Origin of the sequence: Anaerotignum faecicola (genome assembly GCF_003865035.1) — a bacterium.
GTDB lineage: Bacteria > Bacillota > Clostridia > Lachnospirales > Anaerotignaceae > Anaerotignum_A > Anaerotignum_A faecicola.
The window spans coordinates 1,142,259-1,164,948 of record NZ_BHVZ01000001.1; the positions used below are offsets into that span (position 1 = coordinate 1,142,259).

At 48.1% G+C, this 22,690-nt stretch carries 15 protein-coding genes, 2 tRNA genes, 3 rRNA genes and 1 riboswitch; of the genes, 18 read left to right on the top strand and 2 right to left on the bottom strand.

Translation table 11 applies throughout. The annotated features are described in order from the left end of the window. The first annotated feature begins 202 nt into the window (after positions 1–202). Positions 203–302: riboswitch (TPP riboswitch) on the top strand. A 76-nt stretch (positions 303–378) separates the two neighbouring features. Genes tenA through EJE48_RS05620 form a run of 4 tightly spaced genes read left to right on the top strand, consistent with a single transcriptional unit; the run spans position 379 to position 3,626 of the window. Next, positions 379–1,041 carry a thiaminase II gene (tenA, locus tag EJE48_RS05605; RefSeq protein WP_118582609.1) on the top strand — a complete coding sequence of 221 codons (663 nt, stop codon included), beginning with the start codon at positions 379–381 and terminating at the stop codon, positions 1,039–1,041. A 47-nt stretch (positions 1,042–1,088) separates the two neighbouring features. After that, on the top strand, positions 1,089–1,844 hold the full coding sequence (locus EJE48_RS05610; RefSeq protein ID WP_330548473.1) for an ABC transporter ATP-binding protein: 756 nt from the start codon (positions 1,089–1,091) through the stop codon (positions 1,842–1,844). Then, positions 1,841–2,584: an ABC transporter permease gene (locus EJE48_RS05615; protein WP_118582573.1), complete on the top strand. Its 744-nt coding sequence runs from the start codon at positions 1,841–1,843 to the stop codon at positions 2,582–2,584. The genes EJE48_RS05610 and EJE48_RS05615 overlap by 4 nt, the downstream gene beginning before the upstream one ends. Before the next feature lie 31 nt (positions 2,585–2,615). Continuing rightward, complete coding sequence (locus tag EJE48_RS05620) at positions 2,616–3,626, top strand: ABC transporter substrate-binding protein (protein ID WP_124984364.1); 1,011 nt, start codon at positions 2,616–2,618, stop codon at positions 3,624–3,626. A gap of 82 nt (positions 3,627–3,708) precedes the next feature. Here the strand turns inward: EJE48_RS05620 and ychF are convergent, their stop codons facing one another. Together ychF and EJE48_RS05630 are read right to left on the bottom strand one after the other, a co-directional pair. Beyond that, on the bottom strand, positions 3,709–4,806 hold the full coding sequence (gene ychF, locus EJE48_RS05625; protein WP_124984365.1) for a redox-regulated ATPase YchF: 1,098 nt from the start codon (positions 4,804–4,806) through the stop codon (positions 3,709–3,711). Between the two features lie 105 nt (positions 4,807–4,911). Beyond that, the gene (locus EJE48_RS05630) at positions 4,912–5,112 is read right to left on the bottom strand and encodes a hypothetical protein (RefSeq protein ID WP_124984366.1); all 201 of its coding nucleotides are present in this window, start codon (positions 5,110–5,112) and stop codon (positions 4,912–4,914) included. A gap of 332 nt (positions 5,113–5,444) precedes the next feature. Between EJE48_RS05630 and EJE48_RS05635 the strand changes: the two genes are divergently transcribed. The 14 genes from EJE48_RS05635 to EJE48_RS05700 form a co-directional block, all read left to right on the top strand. Further along, entirely contained in the window at positions 5,445–8,162 is a 2,718-nt protein-coding gene (locus EJE48_RS05635; protein ID WP_124984367.1) for an S-layer homology domain-containing protein, read from the top strand. A 144-nt stretch (positions 8,163–8,306) separates the two neighbouring features. Beyond that, positions 8,307–8,783 carry a hypothetical protein gene (locus EJE48_RS05640; protein WP_124984368.1) on the top strand — a complete coding sequence of 159 codons (477 nt, stop codon included), beginning with the start codon at positions 8,307–8,309 and terminating at the stop codon, positions 8,781–8,783. 16 nt (positions 8,784–8,799) lie between these two features. Further along, positions 8,800–9,249, top strand: coding sequence for a helix-turn-helix transcriptional regulator (locus tag EJE48_RS05645; RefSeq protein WP_016406914.1), 450 nt, complete (start codon positions 8,800–8,802; stop codon positions 9,247–9,249). 129 nt (positions 9,250–9,378) lie between these two features. Continuing rightward, the gene (locus EJE48_RS05650; RefSeq protein WP_016406915.1) at positions 9,379–9,900 is read left to right on the top strand and encodes an ECF transporter S component; all 522 of its coding nucleotides are present in this window, start codon (positions 9,379–9,381) and stop codon (positions 9,898–9,900) included. A gap of 130 nt (positions 9,901–10,030) precedes the next feature. Then, positions 10,031–10,576 carry a phosphatase PAP2 family protein gene (locus EJE48_RS05655; RefSeq protein ID WP_243107964.1) on the top strand — a complete coding sequence of 182 codons (546 nt, stop codon included), beginning with the start codon at positions 10,031–10,033 and terminating at the stop codon, positions 10,574–10,576. Between the two features lie 163 nt (positions 10,577–10,739). Then, on the top strand, positions 10,740–11,669 hold the full coding sequence (locus EJE48_RS05660) for an AEC family transporter (protein WP_016406917.1): 930 nt from the start codon (positions 10,740–10,742) through the stop codon (positions 11,667–11,669). 493 nt (positions 11,670–12,162) lie between these two features. Further along, positions 12,163–14,142, top strand: a complete 1,980-nt coding sequence (locus EJE48_RS05665; RefSeq protein ID WP_016406918.1) for a sodium-translocating pyrophosphatase — start codon at positions 12,163–12,165, stop codon at positions 14,140–14,142. Between the two features lie 351 nt (positions 14,143–14,493). Next, complete coding sequence (gene ppdK, locus EJE48_RS05670) at positions 14,494–17,121, top strand: pyruvate, phosphate dikinase (protein WP_118582597.1); 2,628 nt, start codon at positions 14,494–14,496, stop codon at positions 17,119–17,121. Positions 17,122–17,317: 196 nt separating this feature from the next. Further along, the gene (locus EJE48_RS05675; RefSeq protein WP_118582600.1) at positions 17,318–18,550 is read left to right on the top strand and encodes a dicarboxylate/amino acid:cation symporter; all 1,233 of its coding nucleotides are present in this window, start codon (positions 17,318–17,320) and stop codon (positions 18,548–18,550) included. A gap of 569 nt (positions 18,551–19,119) precedes the next feature. Further along, positions 19,120–20,654 (top strand): 16S ribosomal RNA (locus tag EJE48_RS05680). Between the two features lie 231 nt (positions 20,655–20,885). Continuing rightward, positions 20,886–21,003, top strand: a 5S ribosomal RNA gene (rrf, locus tag EJE48_RS05685). Positions 21,004–21,009: 6 nt separating this feature from the next. Beyond that, positions 21,010–21,083, top strand: a tRNA-Ile gene (locus tag EJE48_RS05690). Positions 21,084–21,096: 13 nt separating this feature from the next. Then, a tRNA-Ala gene (locus EJE48_RS05695) sits at positions 21,097–21,169 on the top strand. 158 nt (positions 21,170–21,327) lie between these two features. Beyond that, a 23S ribosomal RNA gene (locus EJE48_RS05700) occupies positions 21,328–22,690 on the top strand; the annotation flags it as partial.

The following is a 22,690-nucleotide window of genomic DNA, read 5'->3' on the forward strand; positions in this document are numbered from 1 at the left end:
TTTATGTTGGCAATTTATTGGCAATTTAAGTATGATTGCACCTTCTTTAGTGTAGTCGTTTTCCGAAAAAAGTAAAGTAAAATTATTTTAAGTTTTTTTGAAATTTTTGTGAAAAGCGACAGGTGCTTTCCCCGTAATTTCCCTAATTGAGAAAAGAAGTATTTGCCATTTAAAAAAAATATGCTATAATCAAGGAAATAAAGCAAAAAGCTGGGGGTGCTGATGCAGCTGAGAGGATGAAATGCCAACCCTTTGAACTTGATGTGGTTAATACCAACGGAGGGAAGCGAAGCAACGAGGACAAACGAAGACCTTTTCCGATTGGGAGAGGTCTTTTCTATTGCAGAGCAAAGGAAAGGAAAAGAAAGGAAGAAGAACATGAGCTTGACAGACAGATTATATGCAGTGGCAAAGCCTATCTGGGAAGGGTATCTGGAGCAGCCCTTTGTAAAGGAGCTGGGCGAAGGGACACTGCGCGAGGACAGATTCCGTTTTTATATGGTGCAGGATTATCGTTATCTTTTGCAGTATGCGAAGGTATTTGCGATGGGCGTGGTGAAAACAGAGGACGAGGCACTGATGACACGCTTCTCCTATATGGTGCATGACACACTGGACGGGGAGATGAATATTCATAAGGCGTATATGTCCCGTCTGGGGATTACGGAGCAGGAGGTAGCAACCACAAAATCCACACTGACGAACCAGTCCTACACCTCCTATATGCTGGATGAGGCATATAAGGGCGGCCCTCTGGAGATTCTGGTGGCGGTGCTTTCCTGCGCATGGAGCTATCAGATGATTGGGGAGCACCATCAGCATGTACCGGGGGCATTGGAGCATCCTTTGTACGGCGAATGGGTGCGCGGCTATTGCAGCAAGGAATACTGCGAAACCACACAGGAAATCATTGATCTGGTAAACGAGCTGGGGAAGGATATTTCTGCGGAAAGAGAAGCGCATCTGAAGGAGATTTTTGAAAACTGCAGCCGCTATGAGGCAATGTTCTGGGATATGGCTTATGAGGAAATCCCTGAATAAAAGGGCTCTGCAAGAGAAGCTTTGCAGACAGAAGGAATGGTGTACAGATGATGTTGGAATTTAAAAATGTTTCCTTCCGCTATGCGGTGGACGAGTTCCCCATGATGGAGAACCTTTCCTTTTCCGTAGAGGCGGGGGATTTCGTTTCGATCATCGGGGCGAGCGGCTGTGGCAAAAGCACGATTTTCCGTTTAATCAACGGATTGGAGCAGCTGCAGGAGGGCGAGATTTTGGTGAACGGGAGACCCATCCGTGAGCAGAAGCAATACAGTGCCTTTATGCCGCAGAAGGATTTGCTTTTTCCATGGCGGACGATTGAGAAAAATATCTGTTTGCCGATGGAGCTGGCAGGTGTGCCTGCGGCGGAACAGGCGAAGCGCTGCAAGGAGGTTTTGGCACAGGTCGGACTTTCGGAATATATGAAAAAATACCCGAAGGATTTATCCGGCGGCATGAAGCAGAGGGTTTCCTTTGCGCGCACGCTGCTTTCGGGGGCGGATATGCTCCTGCTGGATGAGCCGTTTTCCGCACTGGACTACCTGACGAGGGTGGAAATGCAGGAATGGCTGTTGGAGCAATGGGAGCATTACCATAAGACGATTCTTTTTATCACGCATGACGTAGAGGAGGCGGTATTCCTGTCGAAGAAAATTTTTGTGATACAGGACAGACCGTTTTCTTCGATGGAGATGGTAGAGGTGCCCTTGCCTGCCCATCGGGACAGAAATGATTTGAAAAAGCCCGAAATCGTCGATTTGAAGGAACGACTGATTGGGAAGCTGAGAAGGAGTGTGCGCTTATGAAACGAAACATTTCTTCTTTGATACTGGTATTTATCCTCCTGCTTTTCTGGCAGGGGGCGGCAATGGGCATCAATGCGGCGTATATCCTGCCCTCGCCCACGCAGATTCTGGTGCGGCTGTGGGAGCTGAGAACGCCCCTGTTTTTGGTGCATTTGCCGGCAACGATGGGCGTTACCGCACTGGGACTTTGCATTTCCGTGGTGCTGGGGCTTTTGCTTGCGATTTCGATGGACTGGAATCCGAGACTGGAAAAAACGCTTTACCCCGTTATCATTGCCTCCCAGACGATTCCCACAACGGCCCTTGCGCCGCTGTTTATCCTCTGGTTTGGCTATGGCATTTGGAGCAAGGTACTTGTGACAATTCTGATGACGTTTTTCCCGATTGCGATTACCGTTTTTGACGGTCTGAAAGGGACGAAGCGGGAAATGGAGGAGTTGCTTTTTACCTACGGTGCAACAAAAAAGGATATTTTTTTAAAGCTGAAGCTGCCGACGGCTCTGCCGCATTTCTTTTCCGCAATTAAGATGTCCGTGCCGATGAGCGTGATCGGGGCGGCAATCGCGGAATGGCTTGGGGCGCAGAAGGGGCTTGGCTATTTCAGCAAACGAATGATGACACAGCTGGACGGTGCAGGGGTTTTTGCGCCTGTGGTATTGCTGTCCGTTGTGGCAATGGTGGCAGTTGGCATCATTACCCTGATAGAAAAGAAAATCATCACATGGAGAAAAGAGCTGTAACGGCTCGCGGAACGAAGGGAGAAGGTAAGCTATGAAAAAGAAACTGATGGCACTTGGCATGGCGGCGGTGCTGGCATTCGGTGCGGCAGGCTGCGGCGGCGGAACCGATGCAAAAACGGATGATACGGCTCTGGAGGATTTCAACATTGTTCTGGACTGGTATCCCAATGCGATTCATTCTTTCCTGTATGTAGCGCAGGAGAAGGGCTATTTTGCGGACGAAGGACTGAACCTGGTTATCAACTTCCCTGCCAACACAAATGACGGCATTTCCATGCCGGCGGCAGGCAAGGCGGATATCGGGATTTACTATTTGCAGGACGCAATCCAGACGGCAGTAGAGGAGAATGTTCCGATTGTTTCTGTCGGTGCAGTGACACAAAGCTCTCTGAATGTTGTGATTTCCCTTGCAAAAAGCGGCATCAAGGGTGCGGAGGATCTGGCAGGCAAGAAAATCGGCTATAGCGGTACGGCTCTTTCTGAGGCACAGATTGCATCTATGCTGAAAAACGTAGGGCTGTCTGCGGATGACTGCCAGTTTGTAGATGTTGGCTTCGACCTTTTGACAGCAACCACAACCGGACAGGTGGATGCAACCACAGGCAACATGGTAAACCACGAGGTACCGCAGTTGGAGGAGGAAGGCTTTGATATCAACTATTTCTACCCCACCGATTACGGCGTTCCCCAGAGCTATGAGCTGGTATTTTTGGCAGGGAAGAATGCAGTGGATAAAAATCCTGAAAAAATCGAGAAATTCCTGCGTGCCTGCCGCAAGGGCTTTGACTTCATGAAGGAAAACCCTGAGGAAGCATTGCAGATTCTGCTTGACCACCAGAATGAGGAAAACTTCCCGCTTTCCAAAACAGTGGAAACAAAGAGCATGGAAATTCTGCTGCCTGTAATGGAAACAGAGGATGCGAAGTTCCTGTCTCAGGATGTTTCCGTATGGCAGAATAATGCGGATTGGATGTATGAAAATGGGATTCTGAAGGAAAAGACGGATGTTTCCTTCCTGGTAAAAAATTTATTGGATGAATAAATAAAGGCAATCAAAAAGCCCCCTATCCTAGGATAGGGGGTTTTGTTGTATGTCTGATTTCGACTTAGGGCATCCATGCTCTTTATACATTGAAGCGGAACAGCACTACGTCGCCGTCCTTCATCACATATTCCTTGCCCTCGGAGCGGACTAAGCCCTGTTCCTTTGCGGCATTATAGGAGCCCAGACGCATGAGGTCATCATAATGCACAACCTCTGCACGGATGAAGCCGCGCTCAAAATCGGAGTGGATTTTGCCTGCCGCCTGCGGTGCCTTTGTGCCCTTGGTGATGGTCCACGCGCGGGATTCCTGCGGCCCTGCGGTCAGATAGCTGATTAAGCCCAGAAGCTTATAGCTTGCGGCAATCAGGCGATCCAGACCACTGGTTTCCACGCCCAGCTCGGCAAGGAATTCCTTTTTGTCCGCTTCGTCCAAATCGGAGATTTCCTCCTCGATTTTTGCGCACAGCACGAATACCTCGTTATGCTCTGCGGCGGCATATTCTCTGACTCTGCCGACAAATTCGTTGGATGCACCGTCATCCGCCAGATCCTCCTCTGTGACATTTGCGGCATAAAGCACGGGCTTTGCGGTCAGAAGCGTCAGGGTCTGCACGAATTCATAATCTTCGGGGGCATCAAATTCCACGCTTCTTGCGGACTTGCCTGCCTCCAGCGCTTCCTTCAGCTTTAAGAGAATATCCAGTTCTCTTTGCAGGGATTTATCCTGCTTTGCCAGCTTGACGGTTTTGGAAATGCGGCGCTCCAGAATTTCGATATCGGAGAAAATCAACTCCAGATTGATGGTCTCAATATCACGGATGGGGTCGATAGAGCCGTCCACATGGACAACGTTTGTGTCCTCAAAGCAGCGGACAACATGACAGATGGCATCCACCTCGCGGATATGGCTGAGGAACTTATTGCCAAGGCCCTCGCCCTTGGATGCACCGCGTACCAGACCTGCGATATCGACAAATTCGATTACCGCGGGTGTTGTTTTTGCGGAATCGTACATTTCTGTCAGCCTTGCCAGACGCTCATCGGGGACGGGAACCACACCCACGTTGGGGTCGATGGTGCAGAAGGGGTAATTGGCTGCCTCTGCCTTGCCCAGTGTCATAGAATTAAATAAGGTGCTTTTGCCCACGTTGGGCAGACCTACGATACCTAATTTCATAGTTTTTTTCTTCCTTTCGGTTTTTCTGCATTTGAAAAGGAGGATAACCCTCCTATACTATCCTAATAGTATAGCGAAAAGGAAACGGCTTGGCAAGGCGAAACCTCAGCATTTCCCGTCTTTTTTGTCTTTTCTGCTCTTTTTGCATTTTCTGCCCAGAACGGCGAAGGCGGACAGAAGGAGAAAGAAAAGACCTGCAAAGGCACCATAATTTCTCAGATCGTTCTTTGTGATGAAAACGCCGTTTGCCGGAGTTTCATGGATTGCTTTTGCCGGAACGCGCGTGTGGGTTCTTTTTTCCTGCATAAGAAAGACCTCCTTTATAAAAAATAAAGTTTTCTGTTTTTCTTTAGTATACACCTTTTTTGGAAAGATGGGATGAAAAATCCTGTTTTGATAAAAAAAGAATATAAAATGGGGGCGAAGGGAGAAGGAAGGCGTTAGGGAGGAAAAAGAGGGGCGCAGCGGCGGTTTTGCCTGAGAGATTAAAGAAACCTTAAGACCTTGGGACTAGGCAGAGGGGCGCAGTTATGATATAATTTATAGTAACATTTCGGCAGATATGCCTGATGGAACAGTAGAAAGAGGAATTTATAAGAACAATAAATAGAAAACGAAAATCAAAGGGGGTAAAAGTTATGAAGCGCAAGTTCGCGTTAATCCTGTCTGCGGTGATGGCAGCTTCCAGCCTGCCCTTGACAGCCTATGCGGCAAATTTCAAGGACATCAACAATGTGCCTTGGGCAGGGGCGGAAACAGTCATCAACAGTGTGGCGGACAAGGGTCTTTTAAGCGGCTATGAGGACGGTACCTTCCGTGCGAAAAACAACGTGACCTACTGTGAGGCAATGCAGATGGTTTACAATGTGCTGGTGAAAACAGGGGTTGCAAAATCCATGGATGCGGTGGAGGCGTATGCCTACATGGGTACGCTGGATACATATCAGGTGCCGAAGTGGGCGCAGATGGCAGTTGCCTATGGGCTGAAGAACGGCATCATCGACATGCAGCTGGTGGCAACAAAATTTGCAGGCGGCAACACAGCGGCAACGAGAGAGGATGTTGCGCTGCTGTTCGGCAATGCGCTTGGGATGTATTACGACAAGGAAAAGGATGCGGCAGAGGCAAAGAAGTTTGCGGATTACTGGAGCATTTCCGGCGAGAGACTGGTGCAGATTGACCTTCTGAAAAGACTGGGCGTTGTGAGTGGGGACAACTACAACAACTTCAACCCCAAGAAGAACATCAACCGTGCGGAAATGGCTGTTATGCTGAACAAGACAAACAGCATCCTGACAGAGGGCGTTGAGGAAAGCGGCACGATTACGAAAATCAATGTAAATGAAGGGAAATATTATTACATTCAGGTGAGCCTGGATAAGGGCGGCACAGAAGGCATCCAGGCTACTCTGGGCGAATTCCCCGTTTATGTAGGCAATACGACAGAAACTATCTCTCTGAGCAAGCTGAGCGAAGGGGATAAGGTTTCGATGGTACTCAGCGGCGGCAAGATTACTGCGCTGAGACAGACAAAGGGTACAACCAATCAGGAAAAATATGACCTAACAGGCTATGTGACGGCATATAAGGATGAAAAGATTTCCTTTGATAATGAAAATACAGGAGAATCTCTGAGTTTGAAGCTGGAAGGCGATGCAAAAATCTATGTGGGCGGGGAAAAGGTTTCTCGGACACAGATGAAACAGCTCTTGGAGGATCACCCTAATCAGTATGCTTTTGCAGGCATTAACACAACAATCGAGAGGGAAAAGGTAAACGGCAGTTATCAGGATGTGACACATGTACAGGAAATGTATATCACATTTATGGATGAATACACAACCTCCGGCGAGGTGGATACCTTTAATACAAACAGCGTGGTTGTAAAGCTGAACGGCAGCGGCAAGGAAAATTATTATTTTGCAGATAACTGTGTATTTTATATCGGCGACACAAAGAGCACGGCAGCGGCGCTGAAAAAGATGGCAGACGAGGGCACAACCTATGTGAAGCTGACAAAGAATGCAAATGGCAAGGTATCCAAGATTATTATGTCCGAGGACACCTTTGCGGAAAACAAGAAGGACACAAGCAAGGTTTATACGGTAAAAAGCTTTACCACAAAGAAGATGATTCTGACACTGAACGGGGAGGAAACTACATATAATTTTGGCTCTGCAAATCCGGTAGAAAATATTCAGTTCTACAAATTTGCGTATGATTCTGATCAGAGTCCGAAGGATGGCGACTGGGAAGAACTGAAAAACGTAACTGCGGCGGAAAGTTTTGTGGACAATGCGGATGCAGATGATGATACTGTATACTGCAAGTTTGTGCTGAACCGTAGTGGCAAGCTGACAGGTGTTTATCTTTCCGGGTATGCAAGAGCGTGGTCTGTTGCCAGCGATGAAAAGACAGAGCGCAAGGGTACGGTTGCATCCATTCAGAATGACGTGTTGAAATTTAAGACTTCTTCCAACACATATACATTACAGACCAGATATGCAGACGGGGATATTAAGATTGGCAGTACGGAAACCGCATCCAAAAAGCTGCTGACAAGATTCGCAAATGACCCTGCAATAGAACTGTATGCAGAAATCGTTGCGGACGGCAGCAACAAGATTCTGGAGGTTGACGCAAGACTGACAGCGGCAAGAGGTAAGCTTGTGGAACTCGACAGAGAGGATAAAATTATCAAGATTGAAACACCCGACGGCGGAGAATATAAGCTGAAAACAACCATCAAGCCGAAGCTGAAGGATGAGGATGACGATACCTTTACACTGGATGATGTTGCAACGGCAAAATATGCAGGCGAGCCAATTAAGCTTGGCTTTAACAGCAGCGGTGTGGTAAATGAGATTGCACTGGAGAATGGCCCTAACAGTACAAACGGCTCTGTCAGAGTGAAAGGCATTGCGACAGCGGCAGATGATGGTTTGAAACTGGAAGGCAGCAGTAAAACCTATACATGGCTCAGCAACAAGAAAACAAACCTGCGCGTTTACGGTTCTCCCACAGAATCTCTGGATACAGTGAAGAAGATGATTGAAGATGATAAGGTAAAGGTTTATGTGGAAGCATCTCTGGATGATGATAACAGAGTGGAAAAGCTGACGGTTTATGTGAGAGAGGCGGCAGGTGAGCTGACCTCCTGTGATGAAAGCTATGTGCGCATCAAAACTGCAAGCGGCAATAAATTCTCCTTTGCACTGCCTGCGAAGCTGAAAAGCTGTAATGTGAAGGGATTGAATCAGAAGAACTTGAAAGACGGCGATGCGGACAACAGAGGCTATCATGTTAAGCTGACATTTGGCACAGACGGCGTAGTAAGCAATATTGCAAACAGCTAATCAAGAAAATTAAAAAAGAGAAGGAGAGCGAATTACCGCTCTCCTTTTTCTGTGGGGGATTGACAGGGGGAGGATAAAAGTGTAAAATTACACTAAGTTAAAAAGTGTAAATTTACACCGATTATGCCGAGGAGGAGGTCTTTCATGAAACGAGACATCAAGCTGTACAACCTGATTTTCCCGATGTGGGGAATATATTTCTATGCCATTTTGTTTCCGTATTTTTTTGTGCTTTTGCTGCCGGCGAATTTTATTGTGGATACGGTAATGCTGCTGCTTCTGTTTTTCCTGTTCAAGGTGCCGGAGAAAAAGGAGCTTTACCGGAGGGGCATTTGGAAAGCATGGGGCTTTGGATTTCTGGCGGATTTTCTGGCGGCAGGGGTTCTGGTCATCATCAGCAGTGCGGTTTCGCTGCCATTTCATATATATGCGCCGTTTTCCTCTGTGGGGGCATTTTTATTTGCAACGGTTGGCGTAGTTCTGGCAGGGGTACTGATTTACTTTTTCCATATAAAGTTCGTATGGAAGGGGATTTTATTAGAGGAAGGAAAGAAAAAGAAAATCGCACTGGGGATGGCGATACTGACGGCACCGTACCTGATGTATCTGTCGCCGCTATAAGAAGGGAAGAAGGAGCATGACGAAGAAGGAATTTGCCGCGGCACTGGACAGTGCATTGAAGGCGGTGCGGAAGGAATATGGATTTACGCAGGAAAAAATGGCGGCGGTGCTTGGGATTTCCAAAAAGACCCTTGTGGAGATTGAGAAGGGGCGCAGCTCTCTGGGATGGACGGGTGCGGCGGCATTTGCGGCAATTTTCCGCGAAAGCTGTATTTTGCAGGCGCAGTTCGGCGGAGATTTGGATGATTTGGTGGAGGCGCTTGCCTTTGCGGAGGCAGAGCCGCAGTACCCGAAAACAATGGGCGGAAGGGTCTGGTGGAGAGAGATATGGAAGGAGAAGGGGTATCGGATACAGCAGAATGTGGTTTCGGGGCATTTTCGCTTACTGGATAGAGAGAATCGGCGGCTGATGGCTTCGTTTACACTGGAGCGAGTGATGGAGCGGTTAAAAGAGGAATTGCAGTAAGCGTATGGGTACAAAATGATGGATTGCACCGATACAATTATTTGTTTTACTGTGCTGCTACTGGCGGACAGACAATGGATATGATATCCTTACGATAACGAAAAAACAAGTAAGGTGGGAGATGCAAAAATGAAAACGAAAGAGCTTTGTATTCACGGCTTGCTGATTGCTTTGGTGGCAGTCTGCACGATGGTATTCCAGATTCCTGTTTCCGCAACACAGGGCTATGTACACCTGGGGGACAGCATGATTCTTCTGGTCGGGGTATTCTTCGGGGCAAGATACGGCATGGTTGCCGGCGGTATTGGCTCCGCACTGGCGGATGTTCTGAGCGGCTACAGCCATTGGGCACCCTTTACGCTGATTATCAAGGGTCTGATGGGCTGGCTGATTGGTAAGATTGCATCCGGCGCAGGCAGCAGAGCGAAATTCTACACAGGGCGCAACCTGTTGGCGGCTTTTGTTGGCGTTGCATGGATGGTATTCGGCTACTTTATCGGCGGCGGTATTTTGAAGAGCAGCTTTGCGGTAGCGGCAACCTCTATTCCCGAAAACATTGTACAGGGCGTAGCAGGTGCAGTGATTTTCTTTGTGGTAGGCGCAGCGTTCCACAAGGCGAATATTTATAAGATAGTTTCAGAACAACAATAAAGGAAAATATAAAATGAATATTTGATGCGTACTTAGAAAGACCGAAGGAGCTCCTCCTTCGGTTTTTCTTTTGCACCCGTTGACCGAGAGAGCAACGATGTGATACGATGACGGGAAAGGAGGTTTTGAGATGGAACGGTTTTTTGAGATGGAAGGGCAGCTTTTGCTTTGGATACGGGAGGTTTTTGCAAGCCCTGTTATGGATAAAATTATGATTTTTATTTCCTCTCTGGCGAACAAGGGGATGCTCTGGATTGGGATTGGCGTGGTGCTTCTGCTGCTTGGCGTAAAGGGACGAAAATGGAGCAATCGCGGGCTACTGGTGCTGCTTTCTCTGGCATTCAATATGGTTATCTGCAATCTTCTGCTGAAGCCCTTGGTGGCGCGCACGCGACCGTATGACCTGCTGGGGTACGAGATTCTGGTGCGCAGGCTGGGGGATTATTCCTTTCCTTCCGGACACACCTCGGCATCCTTTGCGGCGGCAACGGCGATTTATGCCATTGACCGCAGATGGGGAGCGGCGGCGTATGTGCTGGCGGCACTGATTGGATTTTCCCGTCTGTATTTGGGGGTACACTTTCCGACGGACGTTCTGGCAGGGGCGGTTGTAGGGATTCTGGCGGCAAAGGCGGCGCAGTGTCTTTTGGAGAAAAAAATGCATTTCAATAAATAAGATATCTTATTTTTTAAATTTAAACTGGTTATCTTTTGATAAAAGATTGAAAATATTGCAGAAAAATGGAAAAAATATTGCAAACCGGCTTATTTTAAGATAAAATGGAAGTCGCTATAAAAAATATGAGAGATAGAAGATAAGAGGAAGGAAGTTTAGAGCAATGGCGATACCTGTAATTTATCAGCTCATTACGATGGTCATTTTGATGATTATCGGCGTGGTGCTGCACAAGAAGAATTTTCTGTCACTGACGAATGCGAAGGGGCTTTCTATCGTGCTGACGCGCGTGGCGGTTCCCTGTAACATGGTAGTTCTGCTGCAAAGGGAATATTCTCCTGAGATTTTCAAGGGCTTTCTGGTGACCTGCGGTGCGACGTATCTGATGTGCTGCATCGGTGCGCTGCTGTTCTTTATTGTCGGCAAGGCGATGAAAATGCAGCCGAAGGAGCTGGGGCTATTCAGCGGCGGCGGCGTTTACAGCAACGTTATTTTTATGGGGCAGCCGTTGATTATGGCAATGTACGGCGTAGAGGGACTGATTTTCTGCGTAGCTGTCATGTTTACCTGCAATGTATTCCTGTTTACCGTCTGCTCTGTGCTGTTTGCAATGGGCAGTGATTTGAAAAAATCCGCATTGCAGATGCTCAAGGATGCGTTTATCAACCTAATCTGCCTTTCTGCGATTATCGGCGTATTCTGCTTTGTGAACTCGATTTCTCTGCCGCAGCCTATTTTTGATGTGCTGCAGTATTCCGCAAATACAACTGTCTGCCTTTCCATGATTTACATTGGGTCTTTGCTGGCGGCGGCGAATGTGCGCGAAATCTTCAAGGATAAAAAGGTTTATATTTTCAGCTTCCTTACGCTGATTATTATGCCCATCATTACGAAGCTCATCTGCGGAACCTTCATGAGCGGCATGGCACTGAGCGTACTGGTGGTGCTGATGGGGACACCTGCGGCGGCGGCGTTGCCCTCCTTTGCAGACCTTTACGGCAATGATGAGAAGAGAGCATCGGAATATGCCTTTGTTTCCACAATTCTTTCTGTTATCACACTGCCGCTGGTGGCGCAGTTCCTGTGTCAATAAGGAGTGGGGCGAAAGCAGGACTTCGGCTTGCACGGATATGAAAATAAACAATAGGAAAAAAGAACTCTCTCCGGTTATTTGGGGAGAGTTTTTTGGATTGTACGGGCGGAAAAACAGCCTGCTTGTGCAGATTGTTCAAAAATAACAAAAATTGTATACAAAATTAGTACAACTGTGTGGAGGATGTGACTTGATTTTTGGAAACCCTTTCGTTTATACTTAGTTGTGGGACAGAATATGACTTGACCCGCAGGGAACGCATGAAAAATGATACACGTCGATTCCCCTTGCGCCATCAAAAACAGGGCTTTCTGGTGCAGAAGGATTTGGCTGTGTATTTGTTTTTTTCGGAGCTTTTCCGGCAGAACCGACCGGAGGGGTGCGAAGGGCGCTCCTGTGGGAACTGATTTTCCGCCCCGGCGGGAAGGAAGTTATATTCCGCATTTTTATTATTATCCACATTCTAAATTTTTTAAGAAACAGGGGGATTATTATGGCAAGTTTAATCTATCTGGCGCCTGTACTTGGTATCGTGGCGCTGCTGTTTGCTTTCGTCCTGGCAGGTAAGGTTAACAAAATGGACGAGGGTACAGACAGAATGCAGGAAATCGCTGCAAGCATCAGAGAGGGTGCAAGAGCGTTCCTGTCCGCAGAATACAAAATTCTGGTTATCTTCGCAGCTGTACTGTTTATTCTGATTGGCTTCGGCGTAAGCTGGCCTACAGCAATCTGCTTCGTTGTTGGTGCAATCTTCTCCACACTGGCAGGCTTCTTCGGTATGACAGTTGCAACAAATGCAAACGTAAGAACTGCAAATGCAGCTAGAACAGGCGGTATGAACAAAGCCCTGTCTATCGCATTCAGCGGCGGCGCAGTTATGGGTATGTGCGTAGTTGGTCTGGGCCTTCTGGGCGTAGGCGCAATCTATGTATTGACAGGCAATGCAGACATCCTGTTCGGTTTCTCTCTGGGTGCTTCCTCCATCGCTCTGTTCGGCCGTGTTGGCGGCGGTATCTACACAAAGGCTGCCGACGTTGGTGCTGACCTGGTAGGTAAGGTTGAAGCAGGTATCCCTGAGGATGACCCTCGTAACCCCGCAGTTATCGCCGATAACGTAGGCGACAACGTTGGTGACGTTGCAGGTATGGGTGCTGACCTGTTTGAATCCTATGTTGGTTCCGTTATCTCTGCAATCACACTGGGTCTGGTATACTACAGCGCAGAAGGCGCTCTGTATCCTCTGGTACTGGCAGCAGTTGGTATTCTGGCTTCCATCATCGGTACATTCTTTGTTAAGGGTGATGAAAACGCAAACCCTCACAAGGCTCTGAAGACAGGCTCCTATACAGCAGCAATTCTGGTTGCGATTGTATCTGTGATTCTGTCCAAAACCTGCTTTGGCAACATGAAGGCTGCCATCGCAGTTATCGCCGGTCTGATCGTTGGTCAGATTATCGGTATCATCACAGAAATCTACACCTCCGGTGATTACAAATCCGTTAAGAAGATTGCAGACCAGTCCGAAACAGGCCCTGCAACCACAATCATTTCCGGTCTGGCTGTAGGTATGGAATCCACAGCTATCCCCATCATCCTGATCTGCGTAGGTATCTACATTGCATACACCGTATGTGGTCTGTATGGTATCGCTCTGTCCGCAGTAGGTATGCTGGCAACAACAGGTATCACTGTAGCGGTTGACGCTTACGGCCCTATCGCCGATAACGCAGGTGGTATCGCAGAAATGGCAGGTCTGGATCATTCCGTAAGAAACATCACAGATAAGCTGGACGCAGTTGGTAACACAACAGCAGCTATGGGTAAAGGCTTCGCAATCGGTTCCGCAGCACTGACAGCACTGGCTCTGTTCGTATCCTATGCAGAGGCTGTTGGCCTGTCCACAATCGACATGCTGAATCCTCGTGTTATCATCGGTCTGCTGATCGGTGGTATGCTGCCCTTCCTGTTCTCCGCATTCACAATGCAGTCCGTAGGGAAAGCTGCATTTGAAATGATTGAAGAAGTAAGAAGACAGTTCCGTACCATCCCCGGCATCATGGAAGGTACAGGCAAGCCCGACTACAAGAAATGCGTAGAAATTTCCACAACAGCAGCACTGAAGGAAATGCTGGTTCCCGGTATCATGGCAGTTGCAGCTCCTCTGGTAGTTGGTCTGCTGCTGGGCGTTGATGCACTGGGCGGCCTGCTTGCAGGTGCTCTGGTAACAGGTGTTATGATGGCTATCTTCATGTCCAATGCCGGCGGTGCATGGGACAATGCGAAGAAGTACATTGAAGAAGGCAACCACGGCGGTAAAGGCTCCGATGCACACGCAGCAGCCGTTATCGGTGATACCGTTGGTGACCCCTTCAAGGATACTTCCGGTCCTTCCATCAACATCCTGATCAAACTGATGACAGTTGTATCTCTGGTATTCGCGCCTCTGTTCCTGGCAGTTGGCAGCCTGCTGTAATGAGATAAAGCAAGATAAAGGGAAAGCAGCCCGTTTTATGGGCTGCTTTTTTTCGTGCCGCAAAAGCGGTATTTTATGTCGAAAAAAAGGAAATGAAAGCTTTTATTTTGCGGTATGCGATGTATCAAAAAAGAGTGGGGCAAAAAATGTCCCGATTTTTTCAAAAAATACAAAATACACTCTTGTGCAACGGGGAAATTTGGGGTATTCTTAGCATAGGGAAGAATTTTCCTCGCGGCACAGAAGAGTTGCAAAAGTGGTAATTGTTTTTAACAGAATGTTTCTGCCTTGCTTTGCGGCAAGGGCAGGAATCGGAATTTACCCAAAATTGATTACAGGAGGTAATGAGTAATGAGCAAGAAATATGTTTATATGTTCAGCGAAGGCAACGCGGGCATGAGAAACCTGCTGGGCGGCAAAGGCGCTAACCTTGCTGAAATGACAAATCTGGGACTGCCTGTTCCTTATGGCTTCACCATTTCCACAGAGGCTTGTACGGAATACAACGAAGGCGGCAAGAAGCTGACAGATGAAATGATCGACCAGATTGAAGTTGCTCTGGCAAAGCTGGAGGAAATCGCAGGCAAGAAGCTGGGCGACCCCGAAAATCCCCTGCTGGTTTCCGTTCGTTCCGGTGCGAGAGCATCCATGCCCGGTATGATGGATACTGTTCTGAACCTTGGGCTGAATGATATTTCCGTAGAAGGTCTGGCAAAGAAGACAGGAAATACAAGATTTGCTTATGACTCCTACAGAAGATTTATCATGATGTTTGCAGACGTTGTTATCGGCGTTTCTAAATCCAAATTTGAAAGAAAGCTGGATGAATACAAGGAAAGTGTTGGCGCAAAATATGACACAGACCTGACAGCAGAGGATTTGAAAAAGGTAACTGCTATCTTCAAGCAGATTTATCTGGATGACCAGGGCAAGGAATTCCCTCAGAATCCCAAGGAACAGCTTCTGGAAGCAGCAATGGCTGTATTCCGCAGCTGGGATAATCCCCGTGCTTTCGTTTACAGAAGAATGAACGATATCCCTTACAGCTGGGGTACTGCCGTAAACGTACAGATGATGGTATTCGGCAATATGGGTAATACCTCTGGTACAGGTGTTGCCTTCACAAGAAACGCTGCTACAGGCGAAAAGGCTATGCTGGGTGAATATCTGGTAAACGCACAGGGCGAGGACGTAGTTGCCGGTGTTCGTACACCTAACCCCATTGCAAAGCTGAAGGAAGATATGCCCGGTGTTTACGATCAGTTCATGGATATCGCAAACACACTGGAAAAGCATTATAAAGATATGCAGGATATGGAATTCACCATTGAAGAAGGCAAGCTGTTCTTCCTGCAGACAAGAAACGGTAAGAGAACTGCAAACGCGGCTCTGAGAATCGCGGTTGAAATGGTAGACGAGGGTCTGATTACAACAGACGAGGCTCTGCTGAGAGTAGAACCCAAACAGCTTGACCAGCTGCTGCACCCTGCATTCGACCAGGCTGCACTGAAGGCTGCAAAGGCTCTGGGCAAGGGGCTGCCCGCATCCCCCGGCGCTGCCGCAGGTAAGATTTACTTCACAGCAGAAGAAGCAAAGGCTGCTGCAGAAGCAGGAGACAGAGTTATTCTGGTTCGTCTGGAAACCTCTCCTGAGGATATCGAAGGTATGGCAGCATCTCAGGGTATCCTGACAGTGCGTGGTGGTATGACCTCTCACGCAGCGGTTGTTGCGCGTGGTATGGGTACCTGCTGTGTATCCGGCTGCGAAGAAATCAAGATGAACGAAGAAGCAAAGACCTTTACACTGGGCGGCAGAACCTTCAAGGAAGGGGACTATATCTCTCTGGATGGCTCCACAGGCAACATCTACGGCGAAGATATTCATACCGTAAAGGCAGAAATTACAGGCAACTTCCAGACCTTCATGGCTTGGGCTGACGCGAAGAGAGTGCTGAAGGTTAGAACAAATGCCGACACACCCAACGATGCACAGACAGCAATCGACTTCGGTGCAGAGGGTATCGGTCTGACCAGAACAGAGCACATGTTCTTTGCGGCTGACAGAATCATGAAATTCAGAAAGATGATTATGTCCGATACCGTAGAGGAAAGAGAAGCGGCACTGGAAGGCATTGAGCCTTTCCAGAAGGATGACTTCAAGGGCATCTACAAGGCAATGCAGGAAAGACCTGTTACCATTCGTCTGCTGGACCCTCCTCTGCATGAGTTCATGCCTAACACAGAGGAAGAATTTGCACAGCTGGCTGAAATGACAGGCAAAACAGTGGAAGAACTGAAAATCAAGGCACGCAGTCTGCATGAGCTGAACCCCATGATGGGTCACAGAGGCTGCCGTCTGGCTGTAAGCTATCCCGAAATTGCAAGAATGCAGGCAAAGGCTATCATGGAAGCTGCCATCGAGGTTTCCGAGGAGGATGGCATCAACATTAAGCCTGAAATCATGATTCCTCTGGTTGGCGAAATCAAGGAACTGAAATATGTAAAGAATATCGTAGTAGAAACAGTAGAAAAGGTATTCGAAGCAAAGGGCAAGAAGCTGGATTATCTGGTTGGTACCATGATTGAAATCCCTAGAGCTGCACTGACAGCTGACCAGATTGCAACAGAGGCTGAATTCTTCTCCTTCGGTACAAACGACCTGACACAGATGACTTATGGTCTGTCCCGTGATGACGCAGGTAAGATTCTGGCTGACTACATCGACAAGAATATCTACGAGGTTGACCCTACTGCAAGACTGGACAGAGCAGGCGTTGGTCTGCTGATGCAGTGGGCAGTAGAAAAGGCAAAACCCGTTCGTCCTGACATCCATCTGGGTATCTGTGGCGAACACGGCGGTGATCCTTACTCCGTTGAATTCTGCCACCAGATTGGTCTGGACTATGTATCCTGCTCTCCCTACCGCGTACCTATCGCAAGACTGGCTGCGGCACAGGCACAGATTAACTTCCCTCGCTAAGGATTACATAGGCAATCAGGAAGCATAGCAGTATAATAAGACATAATAAAAAGGGATAAATCCAAAAAAATGGGTTTATCCCTTTTTTGAGTGCCTGCGATTTTTCGTGGAAACGGCAGGAAAGCATTGAAAAACGGGGAAAGGTGATGTACAATAGGCAACAGTGCGATTTTTTACAGAAGAAGGAGAGAAAGAAATGGCAAAGGAAAAGAAAAAGCTGCCCTTGGCGGCATATATTTTTGCAGGTCTGGTGCTGGGGATTCTGGCGGGGGCTGCATTGATGAAAACGCCTGAGATTGCGGTGGAATACATTAAGCCGTTCGGGACGTTATTTTTAAACTTAGTGAAATTCATTGTAGTGCCGATTGTGCTGTTCTCGATTATGAGCGGTGTGATTTCCATGCAGGACATGCGGAAGGTTGGCAGTATCGGGGTGAAAACCGTTTGCTATTATATGTGTACAACGGCGATGGCAGTGCTGATTGGTCTGGTGATTGCGAACCTTTGCAAGGGTTTTTTCCATCAGCTTGCGACATCGGGATTGGAATATGAGGCGGCGGAGGCACCGAGCTTTATCGAAACCATCGTGAATATTTTCCCGAATAACGCATTGGAGCCTATGGTAAACGCAAATATGCTGCAGGTTATCGTGATTGCGCTGTTCTTTGGGTTTGGCGCGATTGCGGTTGGCGAAAAAGGAAGGGCGTTTACGGAATTTGTAGAGAGCGCAAGTGCGATTTCCATGTATGTAATGGATACAATCATCAAGCTGAGCCCGATTGGCGTTTTTTGCTTGATTACACCTGTGGTAGCGGAAAACGGCCCCTCTGTATTGGGGGATTTGGCAACGGTGCTTCTGGTGGCGTATGCGGCGTATATTCTGCACATGGTGGTTGTGTATTCGCTGACGGTGAAGGCGATGGGCGGACTGAGCCCGATTCAGTTCTTTAAGGGGATGCTGCCGGCAATCCTGTTTGCATTTTCCAGTGCATCTTCCGTAGGGACACTGCCGCTGAATCTGGAATGTGTGCAGAAGCTGGGGGCGAAGAAGGATGTTGCAAGCTTTGTGCTGCCCTTGGGCGCGACCATCAATATGGATGGTACGGCAATTTATCAGGGCGTGTGCGTCATTTTCATTGCGACCTGTTTTGGGGTTGACCTGACGATTGGACAGCAGCTGACAATCATTCTGACGGCAACACTGGCATCCATCGGAACAGCAGGCGTGCCCGGGGCAGGGATGATTATGCTGGCAATGGTGCTGCAGAGCGTTGGCCTGCCCGTAGAGGGGATTGCGCTTGTGGCAGGGATAGACCGTATTTTTGACATGGGACGAACAACGGTAAACATTACCGGGGATGCGGCATGTACGCTTTGCGTTTCTAAGATGGAGGAGAAAAGACAGGCACAGAAGAAAACTGAGGCGTAAGAACAGAATAGACAGAAAAGGAACCCTGATGGCATGCCATTGGGGTTTTGCTTTTGGGGATTTTGCTGCATTATATAGAAGAAGCAGAGGGAAATGAGGGGGTCGAATCGGTGAAATTGCGGAAAAATCAGGGGGTTGAAAAGAAAAAGAGAAAAAGTGAAAAAAGGTGTTGACATTTTTCGGCAAGCGTGTATAATATATAAATGTTCCCGCGAAAACGGCGGAGCAAACTGAGAAAATCGAATCACAGAAATCGCAGAAGATTGAAAAGTTTTTAAATAAAAACATTGACAAGCGGACGCGAACCTGATATACTAATTTCTGCTGATGTGAAATATCAGTAAAAAGCACAAAAATAAAAATAAAAAAGTGCTTGACAAGAGAATGAAGATTTGATAAAATAATCTTCGCTGCTGAAAAGCAGATTGATCCTTGAAAACTGAACAATGGATATGAATAAACACAACCCATAGTCAATTCAAGCAAACGGAAACGAATGCTAAAAAGACAAATTTTGCCGGTTTAGAAAAACCGGAGTTAGCCAGAAAAACTGGCTAGGAACAAAACTTTAACATAAGAGTTTGATCCTGGCTCAGGATGAACGCTGGCGGCGTGCTTAACACATGCAAGTCGAACGAAGATACTTAAAATGAGAGCTTCGGCAGGATTTTTATTTATCTTAGTGGCGGACGGGTGAGTAACGTGTGGGCAACCTGCCCTATACTGGGGAATAATCACTGGAAACGGTGACTAATACCGCATGTCATTACGGAAGGGCATCCTTCTGTAAGAAAAGGAGTAATTCGGTATAGGATGGGCCCGCATCTGATTAGCTAGTTGGTGAGATAACAGCCCACCAAGGCGACGATCAGTAGCCGACCTGAGAGGGTGATCGGCCACATTGGGACTGAGACACGGCCCAAACTCCTACGGGAGGCAGCAGTGGGGAATATTGCACAATGGGGGAAACCCTGATGCAGCAACGCCGCGTGAAGGATGAAGGTTTTCGGATCGTAAACTTCTATCAATAGGGACGAAGAAAGTGACGGTACCTAAATAAGAAGCCCCGGCTAACTACGTGCCAGCAGCCGCGGTAATACGTAGGGGGCAAGCGTTATCCGGAATTACTGGGTGTAAAGGGAGCGTAGGCGGCACGCCGAGCCAGATGTGAAAGCCCGAGGCTTAACCTCGTGGATTGCATTTGGAACTGGCGAGCTAGAGTACAGGAGAGGAAAGCGGAATTCCTAGTGTAGCGGTGAAATGCGTAGATATTAGGAAGAACACCAGTGGCGAAGGCGGCTTTCTGGACTGAAACTGACGCTGAGGCTCGAAAGCGTGGGGAGCAAACAGGATTAGATACCCTGGTAGTCCACGCCGTAAACGATGAGTGCTAGGTGTCGGGGAGGAATCCTCGGTGCCGCAGCTAACGCAATAAGCACTCCACCTGGGGAGTACGACCGCAAGGTTGAAACTCAAAGGAATTGACGGGGGCCCGCACAAGCGGTGGAGCATGTGGTTTAATTCGAAGCAACGCGAAGAACCTTACCAAGGCTTGACATCCCGATGACCGCTCTAGAGATAGAGCTTCTCTTCGGAGCATCGGTGACAGGTGGTGCATGGTTGTCGTCAGCTCGTGTCGTGAGATGTTGGGTTAAGTCCCGCAACGAGCGCAACCCTTATCCTTAGTAGCCATCATTCAGTTGGGCACTCTAGGGAGACTGCCGTGGATAACACGGAGGAAGGTGGGGATGACGTCAAATCATCATGCCCCTTATGTCTTGGGCTACACACGTGCTACAATGGCTGGTAACAGAGTGAAGCGAGACGGCGACGTTAAGCAAATCACAAAAACCCAGTCCCAGTTCGGATTGTAGTCTGCAACTCGACTACATGAAGCTGGAATCGCTAGTAATCGCGAATCAGAATGTCGCGGTGAATACGTTCCCGGGCCTTGTACACACCGCCCGTCACACCATGGGAGTTGGAAGCACCCGAAGTCGGTGACCTAACCGTAAGGAAGGAGCTGCCGAAGGTGAAGCCAGTGACTGGGGTGAAGTCGTAACAAGGTAGCCGTATCGGAAGGTGCGGCTGGATCACCTCCTTTCTATGGAGAAAAGCGGAGAAAAGCTGCATAAAAGCTTTTGTCAGAATGGATTGCTTGCAAGACAGGCTGACAAAGAGGTTTTAGGTAGGTTTGCGGAGCAAATACATGAGTAATGCGAAGCATTACGAATGGTTTTCGTAAACATTTTTCAACGCAAGGTTGTGAAAGATATTCATTGTTCGGTTTTGAAGGATCAAACCTTCAAACAAAATAGGAAACACACAAAACATCTTCGGTGATGATGCGCTTGGGGGACACACCCGTTCCCATTCCGAACACGACGGTTAAGACCCAAGCGGTCGATGGTACTTGGTGGGCAGCTGCCTGGGAGAGTAGATGGTCGCCGAAGTCCTATGGGCTCATAGCTCAGCTGGTTAGAGCGCACGCCTGATAAGCGTGAGGTCGGTGGTTCGAGTCCACTTGAGCCCATTTTGTGTGGTCTGGGGATATAGCTCAGCTGGGAGAGCACCTGCCTTGCAAGCAGGGGGTCACGAGTTCGAATCTCGTTATCTCCACTTACCGGCTTAAAGAAGTCGGGATGCACCTTGAAAACTGAATACAAGTAAAGCAAAAATAGAGTCAATCGAGAAAACAAAATTTTCTATTTTCAAATGTAACAAAAGTTGTATCGCTACAACGAAACATTCCAGAGAAATAGCTATTATATTAAACTGGTCAAGCAAGAAAGAGCACAAGGAGAATGCCTTGGCACTAGGAGCCGATGAAAGACGTGGTAAGCTGCGAAAAGCTTCGGGGAGGCGCAAACAGCCATCGATCCGGAGATATCTGAATGGGGAAACCTACTTGAGCAAACCTCAAGTATCCATGCGTGAATCCATAGCGTATGGAAGGGAACGCTGTGAACTGAAACATCTAAGTAGCAGTAGGAGGAGAAAGAAAACTCGATTTCCTAAGTAGCGGCGAGCGAACGGGAAAGAGGCCAAACCGAAGGACCTGGTTCTTCGGGGTTGCGGACTGCAATTAGCATTGCTGAGAGATAGACGAATGGTTTTGGGAAAGCCAGCCGTAGACGGTGAAAGCCCGGTAGACGAAATCTTGAAGCAGCGAGCAGGATCCAGAGTACCACGAGACACGAGAAACCTTGTGGGAAGCCGGGGGGACCACCCCCCAAGCCTAAATACTCCCTAGTGACCGATAGTGAAGCAGTACTGTGAAGGAAAGGTGAAAAGGACCCCGGGAGGGGAGTGAAAGAGAACCTGAAACCTTGTGCTTACAAACAGTCAAAGACGCAAGGCTGATGGCGTACTTTTTGTAGAACGGTCCGGCGAGTTACTAATGCCAGCGAGGTTAAGTGTCAGAAGCACGGAGCCGAAGGGAAACCAAGTCTGAATAGGGCGTAGAGTTGGTATTAGTAGACCCGAAACCGGGTGACCTATCCATGTCCAGGTTGAAGGAACCGTAAAAGGTTTTGGAGGACCGAACACACATGTGTTGAAAAACGTGGTGATGAGGTGTGGATAGCGGAGAAATTCCAATCGAACTCGGAGATAGCTGGTTCTCCTCGAAATAGCTTTAGGGCTAGCCTCGAGCTGGAGTCTAACGGAGGTAAAGCACTGAACTGACGCGGGGCCCAAAAAGGTTACCAACTCATATCAAACTAAGAATGCCGTCAAGATACCCTCGGGAGTCAGTCTGCGTGAGATAAGTCGCGTGGACAAAAGGGAAAGAGCCCAGACCGACAGCTAAGGTCCCAAAGTACGTGTTAAGTGGAAAAGGATGTGGGATTTCATAGACAACTAGGATGTTGGCTTAGAAGCAGCCATACATTTAAAGAGTGCGTAATAGCTCACTAGTCGAGAAAACCTGCGCCGAAAATGTAACGGGGCTAAAACACGACACCGAAGCTACGGATTCCTTACAAAGTAAGGAGTGGTAGAGGAGCATCCTGCAAGGACGAAGCCAAAGTGAGAGCGATGGTGGACGAAACAGGAGAGAGAATGCCGGAATGAGTAGCGAGATACATGTGAGAAACATGTAGGCCGAATATCTAAGGATTCCTGGGTAAAGCTAATCTT

Excerpts from the sequence above, each read along its gene's own strand:
- tenA (WP_118582609.1), top strand. The coding sequence starts at position 379 with ATGAGCTTGACAGACAGATTATATGCAGTGGCAAAGCCTATCTGGGAA.
- EJE48_RS05610 (WP_330548473.1), top strand. The coding sequence starts at position 1,089 with ATGATGTTGGAATTTAAAAATGTTTCCTTCCGCTATGCGGTGGACGAG.
- EJE48_RS05615 (WP_118582573.1), top strand. The coding sequence starts at position 1,841 with ATGAAACGAAACATTTCTTCTTTGATACTGGTATTTATCCTCCTGCTT.
- EJE48_RS05620 (WP_124984364.1), top strand. The coding sequence starts at position 2,616 with ATGAAAAAGAAACTGATGGCACTTGGCATGGCGGCGGTGCTGGCATTC.
- ychF (WP_124984365.1), bottom strand. The coding sequence starts at position 4,806 with ATGAAATTAGGTATCGTAGGTCTGCCCAACGTGGGCAAAAGCACCTTA.
- EJE48_RS05630 (WP_124984366.1), bottom strand. The coding sequence starts at position 5,112 with ATGCAGGAAAAAAGAACCCACACGCGCGTTCCGGCAAAAGCAATCCAT.
- EJE48_RS05635 (WP_124984367.1), top strand. The coding sequence starts at position 5,445 with ATGAAGCGCAAGTTCGCGTTAATCCTGTCTGCGGTGATGGCAGCTTCC.
- EJE48_RS05640 (WP_124984368.1), top strand. The coding sequence starts at position 8,307 with ATGAAACGAGACATCAAGCTGTACAACCTGATTTTCCCGATGTGGGGA.
- EJE48_RS05645 (WP_016406914.1), top strand. The coding sequence starts at position 8,800 with ATGACGAAGAAGGAATTTGCCGCGGCACTGGACAGTGCATTGAAGGCG.
- EJE48_RS05650 (WP_016406915.1), top strand. The coding sequence starts at position 9,379 with ATGAAAACGAAAGAGCTTTGTATTCACGGCTTGCTGATTGCTTTGGTG.
- EJE48_RS05655 (WP_243107964.1), top strand. The coding sequence starts at position 10,031 with ATGGAACGGTTTTTTGAGATGGAAGGGCAGCTTTTGCTTTGGATACGG.
- EJE48_RS05660 (WP_016406917.1), top strand. The coding sequence starts at position 10,740 with ATGGCGATACCTGTAATTTATCAGCTCATTACGATGGTCATTTTGATG.
- EJE48_RS05665 (WP_016406918.1), top strand. The coding sequence starts at position 12,163 with ATGGCAAGTTTAATCTATCTGGCGCCTGTACTTGGTATCGTGGCGCTG.
- ppdK (WP_118582597.1), top strand. The coding sequence starts at position 14,494 with ATGAGCAAGAAATATGTTTATATGTTCAGCGAAGGCAACGCGGGCATG.
- EJE48_RS05675 (WP_118582600.1), top strand. The coding sequence starts at position 17,318 with ATGGCAAAGGAAAAGAAAAAGCTGCCCTTGGCGGCATATATTTTTGCA.